Raw genomic sequence first — 22003 nt, 5'->3', positions numbered from 1 at the left:
GGCCCCAAAAATCTCGTGCGTGTATGATACCCGAGCTCAACCCATTTAGCTAAATCCGTGGTGTCCGGGACTTTCCATGCAGCCGTATCAGCGCGACTTTATCCGTTTTGCCATCGATCGCGGCGTTCTGCGCTTCGGTGAATTCACCCTGAAATCGGGGCGTACCAGCCCGTATTTCTTCAATGCCGGCCTGTTCAACACAGGCTCCGCCCTGGCTGAGCTGGGTCGTTGCTACGCGGCGGCCATCGTCGACAGCAAGATCCCCTTCGACGTGTTGTTTGGCCCAGCCTACAAGGGCATCCCCCTGGCGGCGACCACCGCCGTGGCCCTGGCCGATCAGCATCAGCTCGACGTGCCATGGTGCTTCAACCGCAAGGAAGCCAAGGATCACGGTGAAGGCGGCAGCCTGGTAGGCGCGCCTCTGGCCGGTGAAGTGTTGATCATCGATGACGTGATCACTGCCGGTACCGCCATCCGCGAGGTCATGCAGATCATCAACGCCCAGCAGGCCAAGGCCGCTGGCGTGCTGATCGCCCTCAACCGCGAAGAGCGCGGCAATGGCGAGCTGTCGGCGATCCAGGAAGTGGAACGTGACTTCGGTATTCCGGTAGTCAGCATTGTTTCGCTGACCCAGGTGCTGGAGTTCCTGGCTGATGACCCGCAGCTCAAGCAGCATCTGCCTGCTGTCGAGGCTTATCGGGCGCAGTACGGTATCTGATGCCGGCTCGGTAACGAAAAAGGCGACCTTTGCGGGTCGCCTTTTTTTGTATCTGTGCCTTTTCTGGCCCTATCGCCGGCAAGCCGGCTCCCACAATGATCCCCGCTGTTTTTTGGTTCAGTGAGTTACCTGTGGGAGCCGGCTTGCCGGCGATGAAGCCAGTGCAGACGAATCAGTGACGCTTGCGGTTGCTGATCAGGGTGCCCACGCCACTGTCTGTGAAGATCTCCAGCAGCACCGCATTCGGCACGCGGCCGTCGATGATGTGCGAGGTCGTTACGCCGCCCTGCACCGCATCCAGCGCGCACTTGATCTTCGGCAGCATGCCGCCGTAGATGGTGCCGTCGGCGATCAGCTCATTGACCTGCTCGGTGGTCAGGCCGGTCAGCACCTGGCCTTGCTTGTCCATCAGGCCGGCGATGTTGGTCAGCAGCATCAGCTTCTCGGCTTTCAGTGCTTCGGCCACCTTGCCCGCGACCAGGTCGGCGTTGATGTTGTACGACTCACCGTTGGCACCCACGCCGATGGGCGCGATCACCGGGATGAAGTCGCCCTTCACCAGCATGTTGAGCAGGTCGGTATTGACGCTGACCACCTCGCCTACGTGGCCGATGTCGATGATTTCCGGCTGGGTCATCTCTGGTGTCTGGCGGCTCACGGTGAGCTTCCTGGCGCGGATCAGCTCCGCGTCCTTGCCGGTCAGGCCGATGGCGCTGCCACCGTGGCGGTTGATCAGGTTGACGATGTCCTTGTTGACCTGGCCACCCAGCACCATTTCAACCACGTCCATGGTCGCCGCGTCGGTGACGCGCATGCCATCGATGAAGTGGCTTTCGATCGACAGGCGCTTGAGCAGGTCACCGATCTGCGGGCCACCGCCGTGCACGACCACCGGGTTGATGCCCACGGCCTTCATCAGCACGATGTCCCGGGCAAAGCCGGTCTTGAGCTCTTCGCTCTCCATCGCGTTGCCGCCGTACTTGATCACCAGGGTCTTGCCGACAAAGCGGCGGATGTAAGGCAGTGCTTCGGACAAAACCTCGGCTACATGGGAAGCGGCATCGCGATCGAGGGTCATGCAGGGCTCCTGTAAGGAACAGATAGTCGGTCAGAACGGCAGTTGCAGCTCAGGGGCAACCCGCAGCAACTGGGCGCGGAAAACATCCTTGATACGTTGCAATTCGGCGTCGCTTTCGGCCTCGAAGCGCAGTACCAGCACCGGTGTGGTGTTGGAGGCGCGTACCAGGCCCCAGCCCTGGGCGTAGTCGACCCGCACACCGTCGATGGTGGTCAGGCTGGCTTCGCCCCAGTCGGCGTCGCGTTGCAGTGCATCAATGATGCTGAATTTACCCTCGTCGGTCACATCAATATTGATTTCCGGCGTGGAAATATCGTTCGGGAACGCCGCGAACAGGCTTTCGGCGTCTTGCCCGGCCTTGCTGAGGATCTCCAGCAGGCGGGCGGCGCTGTAGATGCCGTCGTCGAAGCCGAACCAGCGTTCCTTGATGAAGATGTGCCCACTCATCTCGCCTGCCAGCAGCGAGCCAGTCTGTTTCATCTTCTTTTTGATCAACGAGTGGCCGGTCTTCCACATCAGTGCGCGGCCGCCGTGCTGTTCAATCAGCGGGGTCAGGCGGCGGGTGCATTTGACGTCGAAGATGATCTCGGCGCCTGGGTTGCGCGACAGCACGTCCTGGGCAAACAGCATGAGCAGGCGATCGGGGTAGACGATGCTGCCGGTGTTGGTCACCACGCCCACTCGGTCGCCGTCGCCATCGAAGGCCAGGCCGATGTCGGCGTTGGTTTCCTTGACCTTGGCGATCAAGTCTTCAAGGTTTTCGGGCTTGCCCGGGTCCGGGTGGTGGTTGGGGAAGTTGCCATCCACCTCGCAGAACAGCGGGATGACTTCGCAGCCCAAGGCTTCGATCAGCTGTGGCGCGATCACACCGGCAGCGCCGTTGCCGCAGTCCACCACTACCTTGAGCTTCTTCGCCAGCTTCACGTCGGCGACGATTTGCTGGTAATAGCGCTGAAGGATCTCGACCTTTTCCACGCTGCCTTCGGCACGGGTCAGGTCGTTGGTTTTCAGGCGGGTCAGCAGGGCCTGGATCTGCTCGTTGGCCAAGGTATCGCCGGCGATGACGATCTTGAAACCGTTGTAGTCAGACGGGTTGTGGCTACCGGTAAGCATCACACCGGACTTGCCGGCCAGCACGTTGGCTGCGTAGTACAGCGCGGGTGTCGGCACCAGGCCGACGTCGCTGACTTGGCAACCGGCGTCGACCAGGCCTTGGATCAGTTGCTCGACCAACATCGGGCCGGACAAGCGGCCGTCGCGGCCAACGGAGATCTGTGGCTCGCCCTGGGCGAGGGTCTGGGCGCCGATGGCGCGGCCGATCCAGTAGGCGGTTTCGGCGTGCAGGGTCTTGCCGACCACGCCGCGGATGTCATAGGCGCGGAAAATGCTGTCAGGCAATGCGGGGACCAGGTGGGCCATATCGTTCATCTCTGGAAGCTCCATTAGTCAAAGGCTGTCTGGGCAGGCGCAAACTGAACGCTTGGACGGTGGTTTCGTCAGAGAGTTCGCCATCCATGGCCTGAACGTTCGACGGGCGGTCAGTGACTGCCGGAGTGGCCAAACCCGCCGCTGCCGCGCTGGCTTTCGTCAAACGCCTCGACGATGTCGAAATGCGCTTGCACCACCGGCACCAGCACCAGCTGGGCGATGCGTTCGCCGACAGCGATGGTGAATGGCGTGTTGCCGCGGTTCCAGCACGACACCATCAGCTCGCCCTGGTAATCCGAGTCGATCAGGCCGACCAGGTTGCCCAGCACGATGCCGTGCTTATGGCCCAGGCCCGAGCGCGGCAGGATCATGGCCGCCAAACCCGGGTCGCCGATGTAGATCGACAGGCCGGTAGGGATCAGCAGGGTCTGGCCCGGCTCGAGGACGGTGTCTTCTTTCAGCAGGGCGCGCAGGTCGAGGCCGGCAGAGCCGGGTGTGGCGTATTGCGGCAGCGGGAATTCGCTGCCCAGGCGTGGGTCGAGAATCTTGGCTTGAAGAGCGTGCATGGAACTTATTGAACCTGATTGAGCCGTTCGGCGATGAAGGCGAGCAGTTGCCGGGCAATTTTGCCCTTGCTGGTCTGCGCGAAGAGGGTCTGGTGCTGCTGGCGGTCGATCACGGTCAAGGCGTTCTCTTCGCTGTTGAAGCCGATGCTGGGGTTGGCCACATCATTGGCGACGATCAGGTCGAGGTTCTTGTCCTTGAGCTTGCGCGTGGCGTAATCGAGCAAATGTTCGGTCTCGGCGGCAAAGCCGACGCTGAACGGGCGGTCGTTGCGGCCAGCGATGGTGGCAAGGATATCGGGATTGCGCACCATCTGCAGCAGCATGCCGTCGCCGGTCGTAGGATCCTTCTTGAGTTTTTGCGTGGCAACCACCTCTGGGCGGTAGTCCGCAACTGCTGCCGAGGCGATGAACAGGTCGCATGGCATGCCCGCCTCACAGGCTGCGAGCATGTCCCGCGCGCTGACCACGTCGATCCGGTTGACCCGGTCGGGGGTCTGCAGGTGCACCGGGCCGGTGACGAGGGTCACCCGAGCACCGGCTTCGGCGGCCGCTTCGGCCAGGGCGAAGCCCATCTTCCCCGAGCTATGATTGGTGATGTAGCGCACCGGGTCGATGTTTTCCTGGGTCGGGCCGGCCGTGATCAGCACGTGCTTGCCGGTGAGCGCCTGGCGCTTGAAGCTTTCGGCGGCGCACCAGGCCAGGTCGGTGGCTTCGAGCATGCGGCCCAGGCCCACGTCGCCGCAGGCCTGGCTGCCGGACGCCGGGCCGAACACCTGGATGCCACGGCCCTTGAGCACCTCAAGGTTGGCTTGGGTGGCCGGGTCGCGCCACATCGCCTGGTTCATGGCCGGGGCCACGGCCACGGTGGCGTCCGTGGCCAGCACCAGCGTGGTCAGCAAGTCGTCGGCCATGCCTTGGGCCATGCGTGCCATGAGGTCGGCGGTAGCCGGGGCAATCAGCACCAGGTCGGCCCACTTGGCCAGTTCGATGTGGCCCATGGCCGCTTCGGCGGCGGGGTCGAGCAGATCCATGTGTACCGGGTGGCCGGACAGCGCCTGCAAGGTCAGCGGGGTGATGAATTCAGCACCACCGCGGGTCATGACGACGCGCACTTGCGCGCCGTGCTCCAGGAGACGGCGAATCAGTTCGGCGCTCTTGTAGGCGGCAATGCCGCCCCCTACGCCGAGAACGATGCGCTTGCGATACAGCCGCTGCATAGGCTTGCCTTTTTCCAGTGAGAGCGGGCGGCGACGAACAAGACTGCCTGCGGCAGAACGTCGCATGTACGAGGCGAAATAGATTAACACAGGGCCCAAACGTGCCGCAGCAGGACCAAGGAGCAGGGATGAATATCAGGGAGTGGCCGGTTGATGAACGGCCGAGGGAGAAGTTGTTGTCGCGAGGGGCGGTGGTGTTATCGGATGCCGAACTGGTGGCCGTGTTGCTGGGCTCGGGCGTGGCCGGGCGTAACGTGCTGGACCTGGCGCGCGGGCTGCTGGTGCGGTTTGGAGGGCTGCGGCAGTTTCTTGAGGCGGATCGCGAAGCCGTTTTGCGCGAGCCTGGCCTGGGGCCGGTGAAATACGCGCAGTTGCAGGCGCTGCTGGAAATTGGCCGACGTTATCTGGATGAAGGCATCGAGCGCACGCCTGTTCTGGAAAGCCCAGTGGCGGTGCGGCGTTACCTGAAGGCCATGCTGCGCCATGAGACCAGTGAAGTGTTCGGTTGCCTTTTTCTGGATACCAAGCATAGGCCGCTGGCGTTCGAGATCCTGTTCAGGGGGACGATTGACAGGGCCAGCATCTACCCGCGCGAAGTAGTGCGCCGGGCGTTGCTGCACAATGCGGCGGCGTTGATTCTTTGCCACAACCACCCTTCGGGGAACAGCGAGCCGAGCCAGGAGGATGTGCACATGACGCTATCGTTGAAGCGCGCGTTGGGGCTGATCGATGTGCGGGTACTCGATCACATCATTGTCGGTGATGGGGAGCCGTTGTCGATGGTCGAGCAGGGGTGGATCGTTGCTTAGCGGTGTCCATGTGCCGGCCTCTTCGCAGGGCAGGCCCGCTCCCACTCCCCGCAGGGAAGGGCGGAGAACCTGTGGGAGCGGCTTCAGCCGCGAAGCAGGCGCCGCGGTGGATGGCACCGGGTTGGCCGGTGTTCGCGGCTGAAGCCGCTCCTACAGGATCCCCGCCAAATCAGTAAGTTAGCGTTGATTCTGTGGGAGCGGGCTTGCCCCGCGAAAGGGCCAGTGCAGGCGCCCTCGGGCTCAGCGGGTTACCGAAACCTTGCTGAAATCCAGGCGCCCGAACGGGCTCACCTGATACCCCTCGACCCCGTCACGCAACAGCGTCGCTGCCGTCGGATGCGCCAGCGGCACCCACAAAGCCTGCTGCTGAATCAAGGTCTGCGCCTGCTGGTAAAGCCGACTGCGCACGCTCTGGTCGTTGGTGGTACGGCCGGCACTGATCAGCTGATCGAGGCGGTTGTCGCAAAACCGCGCGAAGTTGGTGCCCGACTTGACCGCTGCGCAGGAAAACTGCGGGCTGAGGAAGTTGTCCGGGTCGCCGTTGTCACCGGCCCAGCCCATGAACAGCAGGTCATGCTCGCCCGCTTTGGCCCGGCGTATCAGCTCGCCCCATTCGATCACGCGGATCTCGGCCTTGATGCCGATCTTGCCCAGGTCTGCCTGCAGCATCTGCGCGCCCAGGCTCGGGTTGGGGTTGAGCAGGCTGCCCGACGGGCGGGTCCAGATAGTGGTGCTGAAACCATCGGCAAAGCCGGCCTTGGTCAACAGAGCCTTGGCTTTGTTCAGGTCCTGCGGGTATCCGGGCAGGTCCTTGGCGTAGCTCCAGGTGTTGGGTGGGTAGGGGCCATTGGCGGCGGTGGCGGTGTCTTCAAAAACGGCCTTGAGGTAGGCCTGCTTGTCGAAAGCCAGGTTGATGGCCTGGCGTACTTCGGGCTTGTCCAGCGGCGGGTGTTCGCTGTTGATGGCGACGAAGGCAGTCATGAAGGCAGGCGTGGTCGCGACCTTGAGGTTACCGTCCTTGCCCGCTTCGGCGATGTCCAAGGGCTTGGGCGACAGGGCTACCTGGCATTCGCCGCGCTTGAGCTTTTGCAAGCGCACGTTGGCATCGGTGGTGATCGCGAAGATCAGCGGGTCGACGGCAGGTTTGCCGTCGAAGTAGTCAGGGTTGGCGCGGTAGCGCACCACGGCATCCTTCTGGAAGCGCTGGAAGACGAACGGGCCGGTGCCGATCGGCTGGCTGTTGAGTTTTTCCGGCGTACCGGCCTTGAGCAGCTTGTCGGCGTATTCGGCGGAGTAGATCGAAGCGAAGCCCATGCTCAGGGTGGCCAGGAAGGTGGCGTCGGCGTGGCTCAGGGTGAAGCGCACGCTGTTCGGCTCCGTCGCATCGATCGACTTGATCAGGCTGCTCAGTTGCAACGACTGCGCGTGCGGGTAGCCACCCGGCGCGGTCTTGTGCCAGGCGTGGGCGGGGTAGAGCATGCGCTGGAAGCTGAACAGCACGTCGTCGGCGTTCAGTTCACGGGTTGGCTTGAAGTACGGCGTGGTGTGGAATTTGACGCCATCGCGCAGCTTGAAGTCATAGGTCAGGCCGTCAGCCGAAACCGTCCAGCTTTGCGCCAGGCTGGGTACGACCTTGCCTTGGGTTGCGTCGAACTCCACCAGGCGGTTCATCAGCACGTCTGCCGAGGCATTGGTGGTGGTCAGCGAGTTATACTGGACCACGTCGAAACCTTCGGGGCTGGCTTCGCTGCAGACACTCAGCGGGGCTGCCTGGGCGATGCCGGCGGCAAACAGGGAGGTAATCAATAAGGAAAAGGCGGCGGCACGCATCGTGACTCCTTGGCTGTCAGTGGCCCATCTGCCAGTGCAGTCTGGAAACGTCCTACCCTAGTGCGCGGATCAGCAAATGACCACCCTCTTTTTCTGCCGGTTGGCGACGAGTGGTCGACAGCGCGGCGAGCCAGTCGCTATGCTGCTCGCGCACCATTTGTCTCAGCTAGATGCTCATCATCTGTTGTTGCAACGCAGTCTTTCTGGTATAAAGCAGCGCTCTTTTCTAGGGGCTCGGCCTGTCGCATCAGCGGATCCGGTCGATAAGACCTCCAGAATCACGGCGCCTGGCGCCAAAGACTGAGAGATTAAGCGGCCAACCCATGCCGGGTTGGGCATGTGGTTTTAGAGGGCTGAGTCATGTCGAGAGTCTGTCAAGTTACTGGTAAGGGTCCAGTAACCGGGAACAACATTTCCCACGCAAACAACAAAACCCGTCGTCGTTTCCTGCCAAACCTGCAGCACCACCGTTTCTGGGTTGAAACCGAGAACCGCTTCGTGCGTCTGCGCGTTTCTGCCAAGGGCATGCGTATCATCGACAAGCGCGGCATCGACGCCGTTCTGGTTGACATCCGTAAAGCTGGCGCCAAGGTTTAAGGGAGAACATCATGCGTGAATTGATCCGTCTGGTTTCGAGTGCCGGTACCGGCCACTTCTACACCACCGACAAGAACAAGCGCACCACCCCGGACAAAATCGAGATCAAGAAATATGATCCGGTTGTTCGCAAGCACGTGGTGTACAAGGAAGCCAAGATCAAGTAATTGATCGGCGACCTGAAAAAAAACCCGCATCCGAAAGGACGCGGGTTTTTTTATGCCTGCACGGCAGGTCAGTTGAAGCTGAAGCCCTGGATCAGGCTATTGGCGTCGGCATTGATGTGGATGCGATCAATGTCGTACTCCTTCGTGCTGATTTCTTTGGGGCCTACAACGCGTGCGCGACCGGTAATTTCAGTGATAGTCGCTTTCACGGAGGGTTCGTATGGCGTACCGATCAGGTGAGCCAGGGCTTGCAGCACTTCTTCGTTGTTCATGCTGGGTTACCTTTGAAAGAGGATGGCCCGACGCGGGCAGGGCCATCCTCTTTCAGTGCTGCGTGAAGCATGAGCTACATAATTATTTTTGCTCGAACATCACATAGATCTTGCGGCACGGCTCCAGTACCTCCCAAGTGCCTTTGAAGCCCGCCGGGATGACGAACCGGTCACCCGCCCGCAGGGTCTTGGCGCCGCCATCCTGGTCGCGCAGCACCGAAACGCCCTGGACGATCTCGCAATACTCGTGCTCGGTGTAGCTCACGGTCCATTGCCCCACTTCGCCTTCCCAGACGCCTGCAGCAAATTGGCCGCAAGGGCTGGAGTAGTGGTTGTAGACCGCCTGATCCGGCTCGCCCTTGAGGATTTTTTCCGCCGCTGGGCGGTAGCGTTCGGCCTCGGTGAGGACCTGGGCGAAGTCGATGATGCTGGCGATGCTCATGGTGCGGCTCCTGTTGTTGTTTAATAAAATGCACATCAGTAGGCATTTAGGCCTTTCGTGTCAAATATATTGATAGTTTACACGGCCTGGTTTAGGGTATCGCTTGCCAGTGTGCGCTTGTCGCCCGGCCAGAATTCTGACAACGCCTGTGAGTCCTCAGTGCGGCGTTGCACCTAAACAAGAGGAGGAGTTTCGTATGACCACCCTGACCCGTGCGGACTGGGAACAACGTGCCCAGCAACTGAAGATCGAAGGCCGTGCCTTCATCAACGGCGAATACACCGACGCCGCATCCGGTGAAACGTTCGACTGCCTGAGCCCGGTCGACGGACGCTTCCTGGCCAAGGTCGCCAGCTGCGACCTGGCCGACGCCAACCGCGCCGTGGAAAACGCCCGCGCCACCTTCGACTCCGGCGTCTGGTCGCGCCTGGCCCCGGCCAAGCGCAAGGCCAAGCTGATTCGCTTCGCCGAACTGCTGCGCAAGAACGTTGAAGAGCTGGCGCTGCTCGAAACCCTGGACATGGGCAAGCCGATCGGCGACTCCTCCAGCATCGACATCCCAGGCGCGGCCCAAGCCCTGCACTGGAATGCCGAAGCCATCGACAAGGTCTACGACGAAGTCGCGCCAACCCCGCACGACCAGCTCGGCCTGGTTACCCGCGAGCCAGTGGGCGTGGTCGGTGCCATCGTACCGTGGAACTTCCCGCTGCTGATGGCCTGCTGGAAACTCGGCCCGGCCCTGGCCACCGGTAACTCGGTGGTGCTCAAGCCATCCGAAAAATCCCCGCTGACCGCCATCCGCATCGCTCAGTTGGCCATCGAAGCCGGCATCCCGGCCGGTGTGCTGAACGTGTTGCCGGGTTACGGCCACACCGTGGGCAAGGCCCTGGCCCTGCACATGGACGTCGACACCCTGGTGTTCACCGGTTCGACCAAGATCGCCAAGCAACTGATGATCTACGCCGGCGAATCCAACATGAAGCGCATCTGGCTGGAAGCCGGCGGCAAGAGCCCGAACATCGTCTTCGCCGACGCGCCGGACCTGCAGGCCGCTGCCGAAGCCGCTGCCAGCGCCATCGCCTTCAACCAGGGCGAAGTCTGCACTGCGGGTTCGCGCCTGCTGGTCGAGCGTTCGATCAAGGACAAGTTCCTGCCAATGGTGGTCGAAGCCCTCAAAGGCTGGAAACCGGGCAACCCACTGGACCCGCAGACCACCGTCGGCGCGCTGGTCGACACCCAGCAGATGAACACCGTGCTGTCGTACATCGACGCCGGGCACCAGGACGGCGCCAAGCTGCTGGCCGGTGGCAAGCGCATCCTCGAAGAGACGGGCGGTACCTACGTCGAGCCAACCATCTTCGACGGCGTGACCAATGCCATGAAGATCGCCCAGGAAGAAATCTTCGGCCCAGTGTTGTCGGTGATCACCTTCGACACCGCCGAAGAAGCCATCGCCATCGCCAACGACACCCCTTACGGCCTGGCCGCTGGTATCTGGACCTCGGACATCTCCAAGGCCCACAAGACCGCCCGCGCCGTGCGCGCTGGCAGCGTCTGGGTCAACCAGTACGACGGCGGCGACATGACCGCGCCGTTCGGTGGCTTCAAGCAGTCGGGCAATGGCCGTGACAAGTCGCTGCACGCACTGGAGAAGTACACCGAGCTGAAAGCGACCTGGATCAAGCTGTAATACCAGGGGGCCGCGTTGCGGCCCAATCGCCGGCAAGCCAGCTCCTACAGGCTCTTCGCAGCCCTCAAGGCCTCCGATGTACCTGTGGGAGCCCGGCTTGCCGGCGATGGGCTGCACAGCAGCCCCAACAATAGCCGGGTCGGCTCACGCTGCCCCGGCTTCGTCGTTTTTGCTGTTCACGAATTCTGCCTGGGAGGCTGCAATGCGTTGGGGTACCTACTTCGCCGTACTGGCATCGGTGCTCAGTGTCGGGCTGGCGCTTGGTGTGAGCATGCCGCTGGTGTCCCTGCGCCTGGAGGCCTGGGGCTACGGCAGCTTTGCCATCGGTGTGATGGCGGCGATGCCGGCGCTGGGCGTACTGATTGGCGCCAGCCTGGCCAGCCGCCTGGCCGGTTGGGTCGGCGTGCCTTCGGCCATGCGCCTGTGCCTGTGGGGCGGGGCGTTGTCGATTGGCCTGCTGGCGTTGCTGCCGAGCTACCCGTTGTGGCTGGCGCTGCGCTTATTGATCGGCATGTCGCTGACCGTGGTGTTCATTCTCGGCGAAAGCTGGATCAACCAGTTGGTGGTCGAGCAGTGGCGTGGTCGGCTGGTGGCGCTGTATGGCAGCAGCTATGCCTTGAGCCAGCTGGCCGGGCCGCTGGTGCTGGGCTTTCTCGGGTCCGACGATGACTTCGGTTTCTGGGCCGCGACCGGCCTGTTGCTGCTGGCGCCCTTGTTGCTGTTGGGGCGCGGCGGTGCGCCGAGCACCGAGGCGTGCAGCGTTACCTTCCGCGACCTGTTTGCCTTCTGCCGTCGTCTGCCAGTGATCGCCTGGGCGATTGCATTGTTCGCTTCTTTCGAAGCCATGATCCTTACCCTGTTGCCGGTGTATTGCCTGCAGCAGGGGTTCAGCACCGAGCTTGCGCTGTTCATGGTCAGCACGGTGGTGGTCGGTGACGCGGTGCTGCAGCTGCCCATTGGTGCGTTGGCCGACCACATGTCGCGGCGCACGCTGTTCACCGGTTGCGCGGTCACCTTGCTGTGTTCCAGCCTGGCGATTCCGCTGCTGCTGCACACGCCGGTGATCTGGCCGCTGTGGGTGCTGTTCGGAGCCAGTGCCGGTGGTTTGTTCACCTTGTCGCTGATACTGATCGGCGAGCGTTATCGGGATGATGCGCTAGTGCGCGCCAACGCCCATGTGGCGCAGCTGTGGGGTATAGGCTGCCTGTTGGGGCCGTTGCTGGCCGGTGCGGGGAGCCAGTGGCTCAGCGGTCATGCGTTGCCGCTGCTGATGGCTTTCGGGGCGGCGGGGCTGGTGGTGTTGACCCGCCGCCGTGGCGCCTTCGAACCTGCCGCTGCCTGATGTTCTGTGGGGCGCAAAGCGCCCTCGGCAGCTACAGCATCTTCTCCAGACCGACCGCCTTGCTGATCCACGCATTGAAACGCCGCCACAGCCCGCCGGGCTCTGCCGTCAGTGTGTGCAGCTGGCCGTTGTCCTCGGTCACCCAGACCAGCTTGTCATCCGCCAACCTGACCTGATAGCTCAGCGCTGGGGCCATACCCTGCAAGGCCAGCTCGCGGGTGTATTCGGCCAGTTCCGGGCTGTCCACCAGCACGCCCACCTCGGTGTTCCACAGCACCGAGCGCGGGTCGAAGTTGAACGAGCCGATGAACGTCTTGCGCCGGTCGAAGACGATCGCCTTGCTGTGCAGGCTCGAATCGGAGCTGCCACGGAAGCTCAGCCGGCCGGCGCTGGGGTCGCCAGGCTGGCGCCGCAGCTCGAACAGCTGCACGCCGTGCTCGAGCAGCGCCCGGCGGTACGGCGCATACCCACCATGCACCGCCGGTACATCGGTGGCTTCCAGCGAATTGGTCAGCAGCCTCACCGACGCCCCGGCGTCGGCACGGCCAGTCAGGTACAGCAGGCCTGGCTCCCCCGGCACGAAGTAGGCTGATACCAGGATCAGCTCCTTGTGCACGCTGGCCAGGTCCGGCGCCAACTGCTGGCTCATCAACAGGTGCGGGTCCGGCTCGTCATCGGCCAGCACCTTGCTCGGCGCATCCCAGAGTGCCGAGCTGTGGGCCCAGATCAGCTCGTTGCGCCAGACATCCAGGCGCGGTTGGGACTGGTAGGCCATCAAGCGGTCATACAGCGCCTTGCGTTTTACCCGTGCCTCGGCCAGCGATACCTCCAGACGATGGCGGCTGGCGCGCAGGTCGTCAGCGTCAGGCTGCTGCCAGAGGAAGTCACCGATAGGCCGGCTGAGGGCGCTGTTCCAGTACTGGTCGAAGCCGTGCCCGAGCTGTTCCGCGACCGGGCCCACGCCGAGCATGTCGATGTCGGTGAAGTTGAGGTTGGGCTCGGCATCGAAATACTCGTCGCCCAGGTTGCGCCCGCCGACGATCGCCATGCTGCTGTCCACCAGGAACAGCTTGTTGTGCATGCGCCGGTGCTGGCGCGACAAATTGAATAGACGGCCCACCGCCCGGGTGGCGCCGGTGCTGCGGCCCAGGTGCAGCGGGTTGAACACGCGGATCTGGATATTCGGATGGGCGTCGAGGGTGCCCATGATGGTGTCCAGGCCATCACTGGTGGTGTCGTCGAGCAGGATGCGCACGCGCACACCTCGGTCGGCGGCGCGCAGCAGTTCGTGAACCAGGGCGCGGGTGCTGAGGCCATCGTGCACGATGTAGTACTGCAGGTCGATGCTCGCCTGAGCGTTGCGGATCAGCTCGGCACGGGCGCGGAAGGCCTCGTTGCTGTTGGGCAGCAGGCGAAAACCGGAGCGCCCTTCATAGGGGGCGGCCTGGCGCAGCACCGAGCGGCCGAAGGCAGAATCCTTGGCCGGTAGTGCCTGGCTGGTTTCGCGGGGCATGCCGACGCTGGCGCAGCCTGCAAGGCCGAGCAGCACCAGCAGCAGAGGCAGAGCTCGCTGGAGTCTCAAAGGTGAATCGTCCTGTACAGCAAAGGCCTGAGAGTTGGACCGTGGAAGGCGGCGCAAAGTTACCCGCCAGTGTTGTCTTCATCCAGTAGACGAAGGGCGGTTTCACCCACTTTGCGCACCGCATCCTCGATTTGCGGGGTGGGCCGCGCGGCGAAGTTCATCCGCAGGCAGTGGCGGAACTTGCCCGAGGCCGAAAAGATGCTGCCTACGGCCACCTGCACGCCCTGTTCCAGTAAAGCGCGGTTCAGCCGCAGCGTATCGAAATGTTCAGGTAATTCCACCCACAGCATGAAGCCGCCCTGGGGCCGGCTGACGCGGGTGCCCGCTGGGAAGTAGCGGCTGACCCAATCGCTCATCAGGTCGCGGCCGCGCTGGTACTGGCTGCGCATGCGCCGCACGTGCGGCTGGTAATGCCCGGCGGCGATGAAATCGGCGATGGCCAGCTGTGGCTGGGTGGCGGTGCTGCCGGTGCTGATGTACTTCATGTGCAGCACCCGCTCCAGGTAGCGCCCAGGCGCGACCCAGCCGATGCGCAGGCCAGGGGCGAGGGTCTTGGAGAACGAGCTGCACAGCAGCACGCGGCCGTCGTCGTCGAACGACTTGAGGGTACGCGGGCGCGGGTAGGTGTAGGCCAGGTCGCCATACACATCGTCTTCCAGGATCGCCACGTCATAGCGCTGGGCCAGGCTTAGCAGGGCCTTCTTGCGTGCTTCGGGCATGATGTAGCCGAGCGGATTGTTGCAGCTCGGGGTGATCTGGATGAGCTTGATCGGCCACTGCTCCAAGGCCAGCTCCAGCGCTTCCAGGCTGATGCCGGTGATCGGGTCGGTGGGGATTTCCAACGCTTTCATGCCCAGGCCCTTGAGGGTCTGCATGGCCCCGTGGAAGCTTGGCGAGTCGACCGCAACAATGTCACCTGGCTCGCACACCGCGCGGATGCTGCACGACAGCGCCTCGTGGCAACCGGTCGTTACCACCAGGTCGGCAGGCCCCAGGCGGCAGCCGGAGTCGAGCATCAGGCGAGCGATCTGTTCGCGCAGGGCGAGGTTGCCGTGAATATTGTCGTAATACAGCCCCGGCATGTCCTGCCGGCGGCTGAGCTGGGCGAGGCTGCGCAGCAAGGGCTTGAGGCTGGGGCTGTCGATGTCGGGCATGCCGCGGCCGAGCTGGATCACGTCCTTGCGCGGGGTGCTGCGCACCAGCTCGAGCACCTGCTCCCACTGCGAGATGTCCACCGGGCGTTGGGCCGGGCGGCTGACGGCGGGCAGGGCGGCGGGGTGGCGGTGATCGCTGACGAAATAGCCCGACTTGGGCCTTGGCGACACCATGCCGCTGTCTTCCAGCATGCGGTAGGCCTGCTGCACGGTGCTCAAGCTGACGCCATGCTCCATGCTCAGTGCGCGCACCGATGGCAGGCGCTGGCCGGGGCGGTAAAGACCTTGCTCGATGCGGGCGCCGAGCAGTTCGGCGAGGTTCAGGTAGAGCGTCACGGCATACTCCAGCGCAAAATCACAGCACAGACCAGTACAGTGTTGCCGAAAATACAGCATTCAGCTGGTTTGCCGCCAATTCTGTATGGGAATAATAAGGCTGTGTTGGTTCTGTATTGCTTAGGCCGTCAGCGCGCATGCTCTCTCTACGGTAACCACTGAATGGGAGAACGCAGCGATGGGTGGCATGAGCGATGTGCGCTTGCAACTGATGGTCAAGGAACTGGAAGCAGGGCAGAAGGCCAAGGTCTGCAATGCACCGGCCGACCTGGGCCGCTGGGGGCTGATGCTGCACCGCTGGCGCACCCGCAGGGCGCTGCTGCAGCTGGATGACAATCAGCTGCGTGATATCGGGCTGAGCTGGGAGCAGGCCCGGGTTGAAGGGCAAAAACCCTTCTGGAAGGAATGAGACGCCCACCTCAATCGCTGCGGCTTCACGCCAGCTCTTTGAGCCTGTGCCAGAGCATCCCCAACGCCAGCAGCGGCGAGCGTAAATGCTTGCCGCCGGGGAAGGTGATGTGCGGCACTTTGGCGAACAGGTCAAAGCGCCCGCTCTGCTGGCCGCTGATCGCCTCGCCCAGCAGGCGCGCAGCCAGGTGAGTGGCGTTGAGCCCATGGCCGGAGTAGGCCTGGGCGTAGTAGACGTTCGGCTGGCTGGCCAGGCGGCCGATCTGCGGCAGGCGGTTGGCGCCGATGCCGATCATGCCGCCCCACTGGTAGTCGATGCGCACGTCGGCCAGTTCGGGGAAGACCTTGAGCATCTTTGGCCGCATGTAGGCGGCAATGTCCTGCGGGTCGCGGCCGGAGTAATGGCAGGCGCCACCGAACAGCAGGCGGTGGTCGGCGGACAGGCGATAGTAGTCCAGTGCCACGCGCTGGTCGCACACCGCCATGTTCTGCGGCAACAGCTGGCGCGCGCGTGCCTGGCCAAGCGGTTCGGTGGCGATGATATAGCTGCCGGCAGGCAGCACCTTACCGCCCAGCTCGCGGTTGAGGTCATTGTGGTAGGCGTTGCAGCACATCACCAAGGTCTTGGCGCGCACCCGGCCCTGGGCGGTGTGCACCTTTACTTCAGGGCCGTACTCGATCCGGCTGACCTCTGACTGCTCGAACAACCGCACACCCAGGCGGCTGGCCACCGCCGCTTCGCCCAGTGCCAGGTTGAGTGGGTGCAGGTGCCCCGAGCCCATGTCGATCAGGCCACCAACGTAACGGTTGGAGCCGACCACGCTGTGGATATCGTCCTTTTGCACCAGCCGCAGTTCGTGGCGGTAGCCCAAGCTGCGCAGTTCCTCAGCCTCTTCGGCGAAGCCTTGCAGCTCGCCGGGCTTGTTGGCCAAATCGCAGTAGCCCCAGGTCAGGTCGCAAGCGATGGCGTGGCGCTCGACCCGTTCACGGACGATTTCCACGGCTTCCAGCCCCATCAACTTCATGCTGCGCACACCGTCCTCACCAATCACCGGCAGGAACTGCTCCAGGCCATGGCCGACGCCGCGTATGAGCTGGCCACCATTGCGCCCGCTGGCACCCCAGCCAAGCTTGCGTGCCTCCAGCAGAATCACCGACAGGCCGCGTTCGGCCAGCTCGATGGCAGTGTTCAGGCCCGAGTAGCCGCCGCCGATGATGCACACGTCTGCGCTGTGCTCGCCTTGCAGGAAGGGGTGATCAGGGTGTGGCGCGCTGCTGGCGGCGTAGTAGGAGGCGGCGTGCTGCGCGCTGTGGATCATTGGGCAGGTCCTGAGTGTCTTGGCAGAAAGGGGAGGATAAGTGGGGTTTCAAGGTGGGGCAACCGGCCTCATCGCCGGCAAGCCGGCGCCTACTGAATCTTCACTTCTCATGAGACCAGTGGGTTACCGGTGGCAGCCGGCTTGCCGGCGAATGGGCCTATAATCCAACCCAAATTCTTGCCTTGTATCCACCATGTCCTGCAACCGCCACAAGATCCAGTTCCTGCGTGAACTCATCCCTTCTTTCGAATGCGAACCCGGCTGCCACGATTGCTGCGGCCCGGTGACCACGTCTGCCGAAGAAATGGCCCGCCTGCCGCGCAAGTCGCAGGCCGAGCAGGAGGCGGCCATGCAACGCCTGGACTGCGTGCACCTGGGCCCCAACGGCTGCACGGTGTACGAAGAGCGGCCGATGATCTGCCGCCTGTTCGGCACCACCCCACGCATGGCCTGCCCCCGCGGGCGCGGCCCGGACCCGATGATCGAGCCCGAGGCCGAGCAGCTCGTTCACCAGTTCATTGCCACTACCCGCCAAGTGCTGGTCTAGCCTCAGTCCGGGATCGGCAGGCAGAGGCTTTCCTTCACTTCTTCCATCACGATGTAGCTCTTCGATTCGCGCACGTGCGGCAGCTTGAGCAGGATGTCGCCCAGCAGCTTGCGATACGACGCCATCTCCGAAATACGTGCCTTCACCAGGTAGTCGAAATCACCCGATACCAAGTGGCATTCCAACACGTGCGGCAGTTTGAGCACCGCGCGGCGGAATTCCTCGAAGGTGTCGCCAGACTTGTAGTCCAGGCTGATCTCCACGAACACCAGCAGGCTGCCCTTCAGGTGCTGCGGGTTGAGCCGGGCGTTGTAGCCCATGATGATGCCTTCGCGCTCCAGGCGGCGTACGCGTTCGGTGCAAGGGGTGGTGGACAGCCCAACTTTTTCGCCCAGTTCGGTGAAGGAAATACGCCCGTCATTCTGCAGGATCCGCAGGATGTTGCGGTCGATCTTGTCCAGTTCACGCTTGCTCTGGTGCTGGGTTCTCATAGGGGATGCCCCTCCGTGAAAGGCGATTTTGCCGAGAATTCTCGCCAAATATAGGCTTTTATATAGTGAATTGCACTGGTCTGTAATTTTTATACTGCGCGCATCCAAGCCATTTCAACAAAAATGCGGTGCGCCGCGTGCGAGGGATCAACAATGCGAGTTCTGGTACTTGGGAGCGGTGTCATCGGAACCGCCAGTGCCTATTATCTGGCCCGGCAAGGTTTCGAGGTCACGGTGGTCGATCGCCAGCCGGCGGTGGCCATGGAAACCAGCTTTGCCAACGCCGGCCAGATCTCGCCCGGCTATGCCTCGCCCTGGGCTGCCCCAGGTGTGCCGCTGAAAGCCGTGAAATGGCTGTTGGAGCGCCACGCGCCGCTGGCCATCAAGCTGACCGGCGACGTCGATCAGTACCTGTGGATGGCGCAGATGCTGCGCAACTGCACCGCCAACCGTTACGCGGTGAACAAGGAACGCATGGTGCGCCTGTCCGAGTACAGCCGCGACTGCCTCGACGAGCTGCGTGCCGAAACCGGCATCGCCTACGAAAGCCGTACCCTGGGCACCACCCAGCTGTTCCGCACCCAGGCTCAGGTGGATGCCGCCGCCAAGGACATCGCCGTGCTCGAGCAGTCCGGCGTGCCTTATGAATTGCTCGACCGCGATGGCATTGCCCGCGTCGAACCGGCGCTGGCCGGGGTCAAGGATATCCTCGCCGGCGCCCTGCGCCTGCCCAACGACCAGACCGGCGACTGCCAGCTGTTCACCACCAAGCTCGCCGAAATGGCCCGCAACCTGGGCGTGGAATTCCGTTTCGGCCAGGACATTCAGCGCCTGGACTTCGCGGGTGACCGTATCAACGGTGTGTGGATCGACGGCAAGCTGGAAACCGCCGACCGCTACGTGCTGGCGCTGGGCAGCTACTCGCCGCAGATGCTCAAGCCGCTGGGCATCAAGGCGCCGGTGTACCCGCTGAAGGGTTATTCACTGACCGTACCGATCACCAACGCCGACATGGCGCCGACCTCGACCATTCTCGACGAAACCTACAAGGTTGCGATCACCCGTTTCGACAACCGCATCCGGGTCGGCGGCATGGCTGAAATCGCCGGTTTTGACCTGTCGCTGAACCCGCGCCGGCGCGAAACGCTGGAGATGATCGTCAACGACCTTTATCCTCGTGGCGGTGACCTGAGCCAGGCGAGTTTCTGGACTGGCCTGCGCCCGGCCACCCCGGACGGTACGCCGATCGTAGGTGCCACCAAGTTCCGCAACCTGTTCCTCAACACCGGTCACGGTACGCTGGGTTGGACCATGGCCTGTGGTTCCGGTCGCCTGCTGGCCGACCTGATTGCGCGCAGAAAGCCGCAGATCAGCGCCGAAGGCCTGGATATTTCCCGGTATGGCAACACCCGAGAAGACGCCAAGCAAGGGCAGACGGCACCTGTTCACCAGTAGTAAGTTCGCCTGTACCGGCCTCTCGCGGGCAAGCCCGCTCCTACAGGGGCAGCACAGGATTGAACACTGTGCAGTACCTGTGGGAGCCGGCTTGCCGGTGATGAATCCAACACTGTTTTCAACCTGAACCACCATAAGGCTGCCGCCATGCGCCCCGCCCGTGCCCTGATCGACCTGCAGGCCCTGCGCCACAACTACCGCCTCGCCCGTGAACTGACCGGCGCCAAAGCCCTCGCCGTGATCAAAGCCGATGCCTACGGGCACGGTGCCGTGCGTTGCGCCCTGGCCCTGGAAACCGAAGCAGACGGCTTTGCCGTGGCGTGCATCGAAGAGGCGCTGGAGCTGCGCGGGGCGGGTATCAAGGGCCCGATATTGCTGCTCGAAGGCTTCTTCGAAGCCAGCGAACTGGCACTGATGGCTGAACACGACCTGTGGTGTGTGGTGCATTCGCTGTGGCAACTGGAAGCCATCGAAAAGACCTCGGTGCACAAGCCGCTGACTGTCTGGCTCAAGCTCGACAGCGGCATGCACCGTGTCGGCCTGCACGCCAAGGACTATCAAGAGGCCTACCAGCGCCTGCTGGCCAGCGGCAAAGTTTCGCGCATCGTGCTGATGAGCCACTTCGCCCGTGCCGACGAACTGGACGACGACGCCACCGCCCAGCAGATAGCCGTGTTCAACGCCACCCGCCAAGGCTTGGCTGCGGAATGCAGCCTGCGCAACTCGCCCGGCGTACTGGCCTGGCCGCAGGCCCCGAGTGACTGGGTACGGCCAGGCATCATGCTGTACGGTGCCACACCGTTCGAAGTGCAGCAGGCCCAGGCCGAGCGCCTGCAGCCGGTAATGACCCTGCAATCGCGCGTCATCAGCGTGCGGGAACTGCCAGCCGGCGAGCCGGTAGGCTACGGCGCCAAGTTCATCAGCCCGCGGCCGACCCGGGTCGGTGTGGTCGCCATGGGTTACGCCGATGGCTACCCTCGCCAGGCGCCGACCGGCACACCGGTGATGGTCGCCGGCAAGCGCAGCCAGCTGATTGGCCGCGTCTCCATGGACATGCTGTGCATCGACCTCACCGATGTGCCCGAGGCGAACATCGGCAGCCCGGTCGAGTTGTGGGGCAAGCAGGTGCTGGCCAGCGAAGTGGCGATGCACGCTGGAACGATTCCCTACCAGATCTTCTGCAACTTGAAGCGCGTGCCGCTGGACTATTACGGCGAATGACACGCTGAAGCGGACAGCCTGAGGGGCGGTGTGTTGTAAATACTGAACGGCATTGCCATGATATCGTTCACATTCACCCCGCCATCTCATCGTTTCAGGAGGCTCCAGCTTTGGACGTCGGCGAACGACTGCAAGCCATCCGCAAGCTCAAGGGCCTGTCCCAGCGTGAACTCGCCAAACGCGCGGGTGTGACCAACAGCACCATCTCGATGATCGAGAAAAACAGCGTAAGCCCCTCGATCAGCTCGTTGCGCAAGGTGCTGAGCGGCATTCCCATGTCCATGGTCGAGTTCTTCTCGGTGGAGCTTGAAGCCGAAAGCCCTTCCCAGATCGTCTACAAGGCCCATGAGCTGATCGACATCTCCGATGGCGCGGTGACCATGAAGCTGGTGGGCAAGTCGCACCCCAACCGTGCCATAGCGTTTCTCACCGAGGTCTACCCACCGGGTGCCGACACCGGCGCCGAGATGCTCACCCACGATGGCGAAGAAACCGGCATCCTCCTGGAAGGCCGCCTGGAACTGGTAGTCGGCAACGAGATCTTCATCCTTGAGGAAGGCGACAGCTACTACTTCGAAAGCACCCGCCCGCACCGCTTTCGCAACCCATTCAATGAGCCCGCCCGGCTGATCAGCGCCGCCACGCCGTCGAACTTTTGATCCAGCGCAGTGCTTTGTTTCGGCAATATCCCTTTCCCGAGTAGGGTCGTTTCACGGCTTCCGGGTTCCCGCTATACTTTTCAACGCTCGCATTACCGTGGCCGCGGGCGTGATTAGCCACCATGAGGGTGTACGCGTGAACCAAATCAAGAAGATGCTGGCCGTACCAGCAGCCGTATTCGCCCTATGGGCAATGAGCGCAACCGCTGCGACCAACGACGACATCGCCAAACGCCTGGAGCCGGTTGGCCAGGTATGTGTTCAAGGCCAGGAATGCAAAGGCATGGAAGTGGCGGCCACCGCCGGCGGTGGCGGCGCCAAGACCCCGGATGACATCATCGCCAAGCACTGCAATGCCTGCCATGGCACCGGCCTGCTGGGTGCGCCGAAAATCGGTGATACCGCCGCCTGGAAAGAGCGCGCCGACCACCAGGGTGGCCTGGATGGCATCCTCGCCAAGGCCATTACCGGCATCAACGCCATGCCACCGAAAGGCACCTGTGCCGATTGCTCGGATGATGACCTGAAGGGCGCCATCCAGAAGATGTCCGGGCTTTGAGCCACGGCTGAGTCACCCACGGCCCGCCTGCAATGGCGGGCTTTGTTTTTGTGCAGGCAACGAACCCGCGGCGGTTCATGTCCAACCCCTGAACCCACGGAAGACTCAGGAGGCCA

Annotated in this window: 22 protein-coding genes and 1 pseudogene; 12 read left to right on the top strand and 11 right to left on the bottom strand. The window is 63.0% G+C overall.

The features are described 5' to 3' along the window. The first annotated feature begins 76 nt into the window (after positions 1-76). Positions 77-718 (top strand): orotate phosphoribosyltransferase, encoded by a 642-nt coding sequence (pyrE, locus tag ACNQPL_RS04205; RefSeq protein WP_014861506.1) that lies wholly within the window; start codon positions 77-79, stop codon positions 716-718. Positions 719-890: 172 nt separating this feature from the next. Here the strand turns inward: pyrE and argB are convergent, their stop codons facing one another. From argB to coaBC, 4 genes and pseudogenes are all read right to left on the bottom strand, one after another. Beyond that, positions 891-1796: an acetylglutamate kinase gene (gene argB / locus ACNQPL_RS04200; RefSeq protein WP_346612649.1), complete on the bottom strand. Its 906-nt coding sequence runs from the start codon at positions 1794-1796 to the stop codon at positions 891-893. A 30-nt stretch (positions 1797-1826) separates the two neighbouring features. Then, positions 1827-3200: pseudogene (locus ACNQPL_RS04195) on the bottom strand (phosphomannomutase/phosphoglucomutase); the annotation flags it as partial. A 134-nt stretch (positions 3201-3334) separates the two neighbouring features. Next, on the bottom strand, positions 3335-3790 hold the full coding sequence (gene dut, locus ACNQPL_RS04190; protein WP_346612648.1) for a dUTP diphosphatase: 456 nt from the start codon (positions 3788-3790) through the stop codon (positions 3335-3337). Between the two features lie 5 nt (positions 3791-3795). Continuing rightward, positions 3796-5007, bottom strand: coding sequence for a bifunctional phosphopantothenoylcysteine decarboxylase/phosphopantothenate--cysteine ligase CoaBC (gene coaBC, locus ACNQPL_RS04185; protein ID WP_416466065.1), 1212 nt, complete (start codon positions 5005-5007; stop codon positions 3796-3798). Positions 5008-5135: 128 nt separating this feature from the next. Between coaBC and radC the strand changes: the two genes are divergently transcribed. Continuing rightward, positions 5136-5816 carry a RadC family protein gene (gene radC / locus ACNQPL_RS04180; RefSeq protein WP_346612858.1) on the top strand — a complete coding sequence of 227 codons (681 nt, stop codon included), beginning with the start codon at positions 5136-5138 and terminating at the stop codon, positions 5814-5816. A gap of 240 nt (positions 5817-6056) precedes the next feature. Here the strand turns inward: radC and ACNQPL_RS04175 are convergent, their stop codons facing one another. Beyond that, entirely contained in the window at positions 6057-7646 is a 1590-nt protein-coding gene (locus tag ACNQPL_RS04175; RefSeq protein ID WP_416466063.1) for an ABC transporter substrate-binding protein, read from the bottom strand. A 360-nt stretch (positions 7647-8006) separates the two neighbouring features. Here ACNQPL_RS04175 and rpmB point away from each other — a divergent pair, with 360 nt between their 5' ends. Both rpmB and rpmG read left to right on the top strand, forming a co-directional pair. Next, a complete protein-coding gene (rpmB, locus tag ACNQPL_RS04170) occupies positions 8007-8243 on the top strand; it encodes a 50S ribosomal protein L28 (RefSeq protein ID WP_346612645.1) in 237 nt (78 codons plus the stop codon). Positions 8244-8254: 11 nt separating this feature from the next. After that, on the top strand, positions 8255-8410 hold the full coding sequence (gene rpmG, locus ACNQPL_RS04165; protein WP_003253507.1) for a 50S ribosomal protein L33: 156 nt from the start codon (positions 8255-8257) through the stop codon (positions 8408-8410). A gap of 68 nt (positions 8411-8478) precedes the next feature. Here the strand turns inward: rpmG and ACNQPL_RS04160 are convergent, their stop codons facing one another. Together ACNQPL_RS04160 and ACNQPL_RS04155 are read right to left on the bottom strand one after the other, a co-directional pair. Beyond that, positions 8479-8682: a hypothetical protein gene (locus ACNQPL_RS04160; RefSeq protein ID WP_416466061.1), complete on the bottom strand. Its 204-nt coding sequence runs from the start codon at positions 8680-8682 to the stop codon at positions 8479-8481. An 82-nt stretch (positions 8683-8764) separates the two neighbouring features. Further along, positions 8765-9124 (bottom strand): cupin domain-containing protein, encoded by a 360-nt coding sequence (locus ACNQPL_RS04155; RefSeq protein WP_346612643.1) that lies wholly within the window; start codon positions 9122-9124, stop codon positions 8765-8767. 196 nt (positions 9125-9320) lie between these two features. On the opposite strand from ACNQPL_RS04155, the gene ACNQPL_RS04150 reads away from it, so the two are divergent. Next, on the top strand, positions 9321-10814 hold the full coding sequence (locus ACNQPL_RS04150; RefSeq protein WP_416466059.1) for an aldehyde dehydrogenase: 1494 nt from the start codon (positions 9321-9323) through the stop codon (positions 10812-10814). A 202-nt stretch (positions 10815-11016) separates the two neighbouring features. Beyond that, positions 11017-12156 carry an MFS transporter gene (locus ACNQPL_RS04145; protein ID WP_346612641.1) on the top strand — a complete coding sequence of 380 codons (1140 nt, stop codon included), beginning with the start codon at positions 11017-11019 and terminating at the stop codon, positions 12154-12156. A gap of 31 nt (positions 12157-12187) precedes the next feature. Here ACNQPL_RS04145 and ACNQPL_RS04140 read toward each other — a convergent pair whose 3' ends face one another. Together ACNQPL_RS04140 and ACNQPL_RS04135 are read right to left on the bottom strand one after the other, a co-directional pair. Further along, positions 12188-13738, bottom strand: coding sequence for a phospholipase D family protein (locus tag ACNQPL_RS04140; protein ID WP_416466057.1), 1551 nt, complete (start codon positions 13736-13738; stop codon positions 12188-12190). A 59-nt stretch (positions 13739-13797) separates the two neighbouring features. After that, positions 13798-15228, bottom strand: a complete 1431-nt coding sequence (locus ACNQPL_RS04135; RefSeq protein WP_416466055.1) for a PLP-dependent aminotransferase family protein — start codon at positions 15226-15228, stop codon at positions 13798-13800. 178 nt (positions 15229-15406) lie between these two features. Here ACNQPL_RS04135 and ACNQPL_RS04130 point away from each other — a divergent pair, with 178 nt between their 5' ends. Beyond that, positions 15407-15637 carry a DUF1127 domain-containing protein gene (locus ACNQPL_RS04130; protein ID WP_346612638.1) on the top strand — a complete coding sequence of 77 codons (231 nt, stop codon included), beginning with the start codon at positions 15407-15409 and terminating at the stop codon, positions 15635-15637. 25 nt (positions 15638-15662) lie between these two features. On the opposite strand, the gene ACNQPL_RS04125 is transcribed toward ACNQPL_RS04130, so the two are convergent. Beyond that, entirely contained in the window at positions 15663-16955 is a 1293-nt protein-coding gene (locus ACNQPL_RS04125) for an NAD(P)/FAD-dependent oxidoreductase (protein ID WP_416466053.1), read from the bottom strand. Positions 16956-17148: 193 nt separating this feature from the next. On the opposite strand from ACNQPL_RS04125, the gene ACNQPL_RS04120 reads away from it, so the two are divergent. Continuing rightward, a complete protein-coding gene (locus ACNQPL_RS04120) occupies positions 17149-17502 on the top strand; it encodes a YkgJ family cysteine cluster protein (RefSeq protein WP_416466051.1) in 354 nt (117 codons plus the stop codon). A 2-nt stretch (positions 17503-17504) separates the two neighbouring features. Here the strand turns inward: ACNQPL_RS04120 and dadR are convergent, their stop codons facing one another. After that, complete coding sequence (gene dadR, locus ACNQPL_RS04115) at positions 17505-17993, bottom strand: transcriptional regulator DadR (RefSeq protein WP_003258963.1); 489 nt, start codon at positions 17991-17993, stop codon at positions 17505-17507. 153 nt (positions 17994-18146) lie between these two features. Here dadR and dadA point away from each other — a divergent pair, with 153 nt between their 5' ends. From dadA to ACNQPL_RS04095, 4 genes are all read left to right on the top strand, one after another. Next, positions 18147-19448, top strand: a complete 1302-nt coding sequence (gene dadA / locus ACNQPL_RS04110; RefSeq protein ID WP_416466048.1) for a D-amino acid dehydrogenase — start codon at positions 18147-18149, stop codon at positions 19446-19448. A gap of 147 nt (positions 19449-19595) precedes the next feature. Beyond that, on the top strand, positions 19596-20669 hold the full coding sequence (alr, locus tag ACNQPL_RS04105; RefSeq protein ID WP_416466046.1) for an alanine racemase: 1074 nt from the start codon (positions 19596-19598) through the stop codon (positions 20667-20669). 110 nt (positions 20670-20779) lie between these two features. Continuing rightward, positions 20780-21328, top strand: a complete 549-nt coding sequence (locus ACNQPL_RS04100) for a cupin domain-containing protein (protein ID WP_346612633.1) — start codon at positions 20780-20782, stop codon at positions 21326-21328. 154 nt (positions 21329-21482) lie between these two features. Then, positions 21483-21887 carry a c-type cytochrome gene (locus tag ACNQPL_RS04095; RefSeq protein WP_346612857.1) on the top strand — a complete coding sequence of 135 codons (405 nt, stop codon included), beginning with the start codon at positions 21483-21485 and terminating at the stop codon, positions 21885-21887. Positions 21888-22003: the final 116 nt, after the last annotated feature.

This window comes from Pseudomonas sp. LFS044 (assembly GCF_047978245.1).
Lineage (GTDB): Bacteria > Pseudomonadota > Gammaproteobacteria > Pseudomonadales > Pseudomonadaceae > Aquipseudomonas.
This window is presented reverse-complemented; position numbering and strand designations above follow the sequence as displayed.

Excerpts from the sequence above, each read along its gene's own strand:
- pyrE (WP_014861506.1), top strand. The coding sequence starts at position 77 with ATGCAGCCGTATCAGCGCGACTTTATCCGTTTTGCCATCGATCGCGGC.
- argB (WP_346612649.1), bottom strand. The coding sequence starts at position 1,796 with ATGACCCTCGATCGCGATGCCGCTTCCCATGTAGCCGAGGTTTTGTCC.
- dut (WP_346612648.1), bottom strand. The coding sequence starts at position 3,790 with ATGCACGCTCTTCAAGCCAAGATTCTCGACCCACGCCTGGGCAGCGAA.
- coaBC (WP_416466065.1), bottom strand. The coding sequence starts at position 5,007 with ATGCAGCGGCTGTATCGCAAGCGCATCGTTCTCGGCGTAGGGGGCGGC.
- radC (WP_346612858.1), top strand. The coding sequence starts at position 5,136 with ATGAATATCAGGGAGTGGCCGGTTGATGAACGGCCGAGGGAGAAGTTG.
- ACNQPL_RS04175 (WP_416466063.1), bottom strand. The coding sequence starts at position 7,646 with ATGCGTGCCGCCGCCTTTTCCTTATTGATTACCTCCCTGTTTGCCGCC.
- rpmB (WP_346612645.1), top strand. The coding sequence starts at position 8,007 with ATGTCGAGAGTCTGTCAAGTTACTGGTAAGGGTCCAGTAACCGGGAAC.
- rpmG (WP_003253507.1), top strand. The coding sequence starts at position 8,255 with ATGCGTGAATTGATCCGTCTGGTTTCGAGTGCCGGTACCGGCCACTTC.
- ACNQPL_RS04160 (WP_416466061.1), bottom strand. The coding sequence starts at position 8,682 with ATGAACAACGAAGAAGTGCTGCAAGCCCTGGCTCACCTGATCGGTACG.
- ACNQPL_RS04155 (WP_346612643.1), bottom strand. The coding sequence starts at position 9,124 with ATGAGCATCGCCAGCATCATCGACTTCGCCCAGGTCCTCACCGAGGCC.
- ACNQPL_RS04150 (WP_416466059.1), top strand. The coding sequence starts at position 9,321 with ATGACCACCCTGACCCGTGCGGACTGGGAACAACGTGCCCAGCAACTG.
- ACNQPL_RS04145 (WP_346612641.1), top strand. The coding sequence starts at position 11,017 with ATGCGTTGGGGTACCTACTTCGCCGTACTGGCATCGGTGCTCAGTGTC.
- ACNQPL_RS04130 (WP_346612638.1), top strand. The coding sequence starts at position 15,407 with ATGGGTGGCATGAGCGATGTGCGCTTGCAACTGATGGTCAAGGAACTG.
- ACNQPL_RS04125 (WP_416466053.1), bottom strand. The coding sequence starts at position 16,955 with ATGATCCACAGCGCGCAGCACGCCGCCTCCTACTACGCCGCCAGCAGC.
- ACNQPL_RS04120 (WP_416466051.1), top strand. The coding sequence starts at position 17,149 with ATGTCCTGCAACCGCCACAAGATCCAGTTCCTGCGTGAACTCATCCCT.
- dadR (WP_003258963.1), bottom strand. The coding sequence starts at position 17,993 with ATGAGAACCCAGCACCAGAGCAAGCGTGAACTGGACAAGATCGACCGC.
- dadA (WP_416466048.1), top strand. The coding sequence starts at position 18,147 with ATGCGAGTTCTGGTACTTGGGAGCGGTGTCATCGGAACCGCCAGTGCC.
- alr (WP_416466046.1), top strand. The coding sequence starts at position 19,596 with ATGCGCCCCGCCCGTGCCCTGATCGACCTGCAGGCCCTGCGCCACAAC.
- ACNQPL_RS04095 (WP_346612857.1), top strand. The coding sequence starts at position 21,483 with ATGCTGGCCGTACCAGCAGCCGTATTCGCCCTATGGGCAATGAGCGCA.